This window comes from Pseudomonas sp. P7779 (genome assembly GCF_013386315.1).
Lineage (GTDB): Bacteria > Pseudomonadota > Gammaproteobacteria > Pseudomonadales > Pseudomonadaceae > Aquipseudomonas.
Genome location: NZ_JACARZ010000127.1, coordinates 1 through 4,983, shown reverse-complemented (window position 1 = coordinate 4,983; position 4,983 = coordinate 1). Strand labels below are relative to the sequence as shown.

Below are 4,983 nucleotides of genomic sequence, written 5' to 3'. Positions count from 1 at the left end.
GGCACCCGCCTGATGCGTTGTGCCCTTGGCGTCGGCCTGATGGTGATGGCGGCGTTGCACATCAACCAGGCCGAGGGTGTCATCGAGTCGCACTTCGGTATCTTCGCGCTGCTGGCGGTGTTGACCTTCTACCGCGACTGGCTGCCTATCCTGGTGGCCGCCGTCACCATCGCGGTGCATCACGTGGTGTTTCATGCGTTGCAGCATCAGGGTTTCCCGGTGTTTGTGATGGAGCATCACGGCGGCTGGAGCATGATTTTCATCCACGCGTTCTACGTGGTGATGGAGACGGTCGCCCTGCTCTACCTCGCGGTGCACAGCCAGACCGAAGCGGTAGAAAGCCAGGAAATGCTCGAAAAGATGCTCGCCGTCACCACTCAGTTCAGCGGTGAGGCCGTCAAGGGCAGTCCGGAAAAAGTCCATGTCTCCCTTGCCACCCGTTTCGATCACTTTCTGACCCAGATCACCGGCCTGATCGACGGCGTCGCCCGCGACTCCCACGGCCTCGGCCAACTCGGTCAGGAGCTGGCTCACGCCAGCGGCACCTTCAAAAAAGGCGCGCGCCACCAACTGGCGGAAATCGCCCAGATGACCGGTTCCATGCAGCGCATGGACTAATGGCCGACAGTAGCCGCTCATGACAGACCACTTCCAGCCAAGCCAGTGAGCCACTCCAACCCTATCGGCGAACAAAACCAAAACACCCCGCACTTCAACCAAAGGCGGGGCGTTCTCTCCAGCATCACTTCACATCAATCACATCGCCGTATGAAAAATCTGCTCAATCTCATCCTGATTGGCAGGACGCGGATTGGTAAAGCCGCAGGCATCTTTCATGGCATTGGTTGCCAGGGTCGGAATATCGTCAGCCTTCACACCCAGCTCAACAAGCCCACTCGGAATCCCCACATCCGCAGACAGTTTACGGATGGCCGTGATAGCCGCCGCAGCGCCCTTCTCCGCATCCAGTTGCTGAGTCTCAACCCCCATCGCATGAGCGATATCCTTAAACCGGGCCGGACATACGCTGGCGTTGAAGCTCGACACATGGGGCAGCAGGATCGCGTTGCACACGCCGTGAGGCAGGTCGTAGAAACCGCCCAGTTGGTGCGCCATGGCGTGCACGTAACCCAGCGAAGCATTGTTGAAGGCCATGCCGGCAAGGAATTGCGCGTAGGCCATGTTTTCCCGGGCGGTCATGTTGTCACCCTGGGCAACGGCGGTGCGCAGGTTGGCCGAGATCAATTCGATGGCTTTGAGTGCACAGGCATCGGTGATCGGCGTGGCCGCCGTCGACACGTAGGCTTCGACGGCGTGGGTCAGTGCGTCCATGCCGGTGGCGGCGGTCAGGCCTTTGGGCATGGCGGCCATCAGCGAGGGGTCGTTGACGGATAACAGGGGGGTGACGTTGCGGTCGACGATGGCCATTTTCACGTGGCGGACTTCGTCGGTGATGATGCAGAAACGGGTCATTTCACTCGCCGTGCCGGCGGTGGTGTTGATGGCGATCAGTGGCATTTGTGGCTTGGCGGATTGGTCGACGCCTTCGTAATCACTGATGTGCCCGCCGTTGGCGGCGCACAGGGCAATGCCTTTGGCGCAGTCATGGGGGGAACCGCCGCCCAGGGAAATAATGAAATCACAGTCGCTGCGACCCAGCAGTTCAAGGCCCTTCTCCACGTTGCTGACGGTAGGATTCGGTTTGGCGCCGTCAAACAGAGTGGAGTCGATGTCTTGCTGGGCCAACAGGCCGGCGACCTTGGCCGCCACGCCGGCTTTAGCCAGGCCGGCATCGGTGACGATCAAGGCTTTGCGGAATCCGTACTTGCGGATTGCGAGCATCGCCTCGTCGAGGCTGCCAATGCCCATCATGTTCACGGAAGGAATGAAGAAGGTGCTACTCATGATAAATCCTCTTTTTATTATGGAGACACGGGAGTCAGTGAGGTTTTCTACTCATCTCGCAGGTGATGCGGCGCCTCTTGTTGTCATCGTTGACGATCACAAAGCTGAGCCTAAACCTATGGCGTCAGACCGAAATGGTCCTTTAGCGGGCATTGACACCTCCTTTAGTACTGGAAGCAGGGCTTCACCCATTCCATGGGGGGCGGCAGCAAAATCTGACTTGCGCAGACCCAGCCCCGCACGGATGGTTATGATGGTTCGCTGATCAACAGCCCTCACCGACTCTCCTGTGCAGGAACTGATCGGGCTGTCCGTCAGCGTGTTTGTTCTCGGGTATCTGCCCTGGGCCTGCGGTCGCCCTTCTGTTTACCGGGCACTGGCAAATTCTCATCTTCGTAGTGGCGATGCTGGCGGGTATGCATGTGTTTTCCAGCCTGGAAGGCCGGCGCACGTCTTGATGGGGTTTGACCCCGATTTTTACTGAACGCAACTCAAGGACGGCTTCATGGAGCGACTCCAACCTCGTGGCACTGATGCGGACGGTTATATCCTCACCGTGTCCAACGTCGAGACGCAGCCACAGTTTCAGGCTTTGCTGACGGACGTTTGCATGACGCTCGCGCGGCCGGAACCTTTGCTGGACGGGATTTATCTTTATGGCAGTGTCGCGAGAGGCGACGCCGTGCCGGGGGTTTCTGACCTTGACCTAACCCTTATTCTGCACAGCCCACCTACGTCGCAGGATCTGGAAATGCTGGAGTCGAAAAGGCGCACGCTGGAAAGTCGGCATGCCGAAGTCACCAAGATCGATTTCGATATCGGTAGTCGTGCTGAAGTATTGGCACCTGACAATCGATTGAGCTGGGGGTATTGGCTCAAGCATCACTGTCGTTGCTTATGGGGCGATGATCTGACCCAACGCTTCGACCGGTTCAAGCCGTCGCGCGCTATCGCCATTGCCGTGAATGGTGACTTTGAATCCGTGCTGACCCGGTATGCCGACCTTATCGACCAGGCGACCACACCGACGCAATCGCTACGCTTGCAGCGAGAAGCTTCGCGCAAACTCATCCGGTCAACTCAAGTGCTTCGCTCTGAACAGGACCTGATGTGGCCGTAAACACTGGAAGAGCTTGTCGAGCAGTTTGTTCAGCATTACCCGAGTACGAGAATGCAGATCTCTTTTTTCTTGTCCCAGGCAAGAAACCCGGATGCCAAGCCAAAGAAATTTACGACTCAGCTCCATGATTTTTTGACCTGGATGGCTACACAAACCGGTTGAATCCATAACGCGCCTATGAAATCAGGGGCGATTCATGTACCTACAGACGGGTTATCACGCATGCGATTACCGCGAAATTCGATATCCATAACCTGTTGGCTGCTCCGTGGTGTTACTGAATTGAGTGAGTCATCCTAAGCGTCTCAGGATCATCATCGAAAGATACACCTCCAAGCGACAACAGGCCTTGGATCAACTCCCCATGAATGACCGATACACCTTTTCTTATTGATGAGTGTCAGCCTCCTCTGCGGGATAAAACTCGCCCTCCTTCCCCATTTTTTTCAGCCGTTCGCGCACAATTACCTCGACGCTGGCTACGGCGGTTTGATCGTCAGGGTTGACCAACTGCAAGCACAGGCGTTGGACATTCTGATCGTGGGTGCCCTCGCTCATCATCTCGTGGGTGAAGACCTGTTCGCCACGCCATAGGCATAGCTGGGTATGCGTCTCGCCAAGCCATATTTCGTTGATTGATCGAAGGTCGGTTGTCTCTAGTTGATCGACGGTGATTGTCTTATCCATTGCGCTGTACCTTACCCATGAGTAGATACAGGTAGACTTGCCGGCATAGCGGGTCGTTCCACGCGTTGGCAGTTCAACCGGGCTAATGGTGGTTAAGCACGTCCCGGTTGGAACCAGGCCAATTGACGATTGAAGGCGGACAGTGCGAGCCATCACGAACAAAGTAGGTGGTCGCTTTGGCAGTCCATCGGTCGTATTTTCTATTGATCCTAACGCAGTGAATTGGGCGGACGTTGGGGTACTAATATCAACGTAGAATTTGGTAGTTATAACCATTTTTAGGGGGTGGGTATGCGTAATTTAAAAAGCCCGAGATTCAAAAAAATCAAGCCTCTAATTGCGATAGTGTTGATCGTCGTGATCGCAGGATTTGTGCTGAGGTACTACGAGGCAAAGGATGAGGCTAATATTGCGTTTCAAGAGTATTTACGCTCAAACCAACAGATCGCTACTCAGGTAGGCAATGTCGCTTCCTTAACATTGCTGAAGCGGTTCACATATTATAAAAGTGACACTGAGCCAGGTTTTCATCAGTACCTTTACTTGGTCAAAGGCGAGCATGGGAGCATGACTGTAGAAGTCAGAAGGATCGAGGGGAGTTCGCAGATTGTGATCAGTGATATACAGCAGTAGCAGTGCTGTTGAAGGCAGTAAGGAAGCTGAATTAATGCCTGTTTTGATTCTGGACTGGCAGTAAACACTGGTCTTGGCTTGCCAGCCATCTTTGAGGTGCCGGACAGATTGGAAGCTCATGCTTTGCGTACCGGTCTTTGTCGGATGGGTGAGCGCGTGTTTTCCATGCCCACTCTCCGCGGAATTAGCGCGGTAGTTAAGATGGGGCAAATCGGCTCTAATTTTGTAGAGCATTGAAAGACTGCTTTTGGCCGATTGCAGCCCCTTGTAACAAGCAGCTTCTGGCTTATCCCCCCTAAAGCCCCACCCAACACCGCCGATAACCTCCTACCATCAATCAACCCCGCTCCCCCACACCCGATTCGCTCCCCGCATGCCCGTATGGCACGTCGCATGCTTGCCTCACCCCGGCCCGTCCACATGGAGTACGAGTGAATGCCTGCCCAAGCCCGTTTCATCGAGCACTACCGCAAAGCCGACCGCATCATGCTCGCCCTGATCTGGCTGATGACCCTCTTCTCCCTCGGCCTGGCGTTCTGGCACGACACGCTGCTTCAAGCGCTCTTCATAGGCGGCGGCACCAGCGTGGTGCTGACCCTGGCCTATCGCGTCATCGGCGGCACCCGCCTGATGCGTTG

3 protein-coding genes and 4 pseudogenes are annotated in these 4,983 nt (G+C 55.7%); 5 read left to right on the top strand and 2 right to left on the bottom strand.

The features are described 5' to 3' along the window. A pseudogene (locus tag HX869_RS28765) lies at positions 1-615 on the top strand (methyl-accepting chemotaxis protein); the annotation flags it as partial. Positions 616-756: 141 nt separating this feature from the next. Here the strand turns inward: HX869_RS28765 and yiaY are convergent. Beyond that, positions 757-1,905 carry an L-threonine dehydrogenase gene (yiaY, locus tag HX869_RS28760; protein WP_178904028.1) on the bottom strand — a complete coding sequence of 383 codons (1,149 nt, stop codon included), beginning with the start codon at positions 1,903-1,905 and terminating at the stop codon, positions 757-759. Positions 1,906-2,234: 329 nt separating this feature from the next. On the opposite strand from yiaY, the pseudogene HX869_RS31670 reads away from it, so the two are divergent. Together HX869_RS31670 and HX869_RS28755 are read left to right on the top strand one after the other, a co-directional pair. After that, positions 2,235-2,363, top strand: a pseudogene (locus tag HX869_RS31670) (DUF6691 family protein); the annotation flags it as partial. Positions 2,364-2,410: 47 nt separating this feature from the next. Then, a pseudogene (locus tag HX869_RS28755) lies at positions 2,411-3,187 on the top strand (nucleotidyltransferase domain-containing protein). Between the two features lie 225 nt (positions 3,188-3,412). On the opposite strand, the gene HX869_RS28750 reads toward HX869_RS28755, so the two are convergent. Beyond that, the gene (locus HX869_RS28750) at positions 3,413-3,712 is read right to left on the bottom strand and encodes a hypothetical protein (RefSeq protein WP_102606381.1); all 300 of its coding nucleotides are present in this window, start codon (positions 3,710-3,712) and stop codon (positions 3,413-3,415) included. Positions 3,713-4,003: 291 nt separating this feature from the next. Here HX869_RS28750 and HX869_RS31430 point away from each other — a divergent pair, with 291 nt between their 5' ends. Next, positions 4,004-4,345, top strand: coding sequence for a hypothetical protein (locus HX869_RS31430; protein WP_218646345.1), 342 nt, complete (start codon positions 4,004-4,006; stop codon positions 4,343-4,345). Between the two features lie 435 nt (positions 4,346-4,780). Further along, a pseudogene (locus HX869_RS28745) lies at positions 4,781-4,983 on the top strand (methyl-accepting chemotaxis protein); the annotation flags it as partial.

What these genes read in the sequence shown, in the direction of transcription:
- yiaY (WP_178904028.1), bottom strand. Translation starts at nt 1,905, where the DNA reads ATGAGTAGCACCTTCTTCATTCCTTCCGTGAACATGATGGGCATTGGC.
- HX869_RS28750 (WP_102606381.1), bottom strand. Translation starts at nt 3,712, where the DNA reads ATGGATAAGACAATCACCGTCGATCAACTAGAGACAACCGACCTTCGA.
- HX869_RS31430 (WP_218646345.1), top strand. Translation starts at nt 4,004, where the DNA reads ATGCGTAATTTAAAAAGCCCGAGATTCAAAAAAATCAAGCCTCTAATT.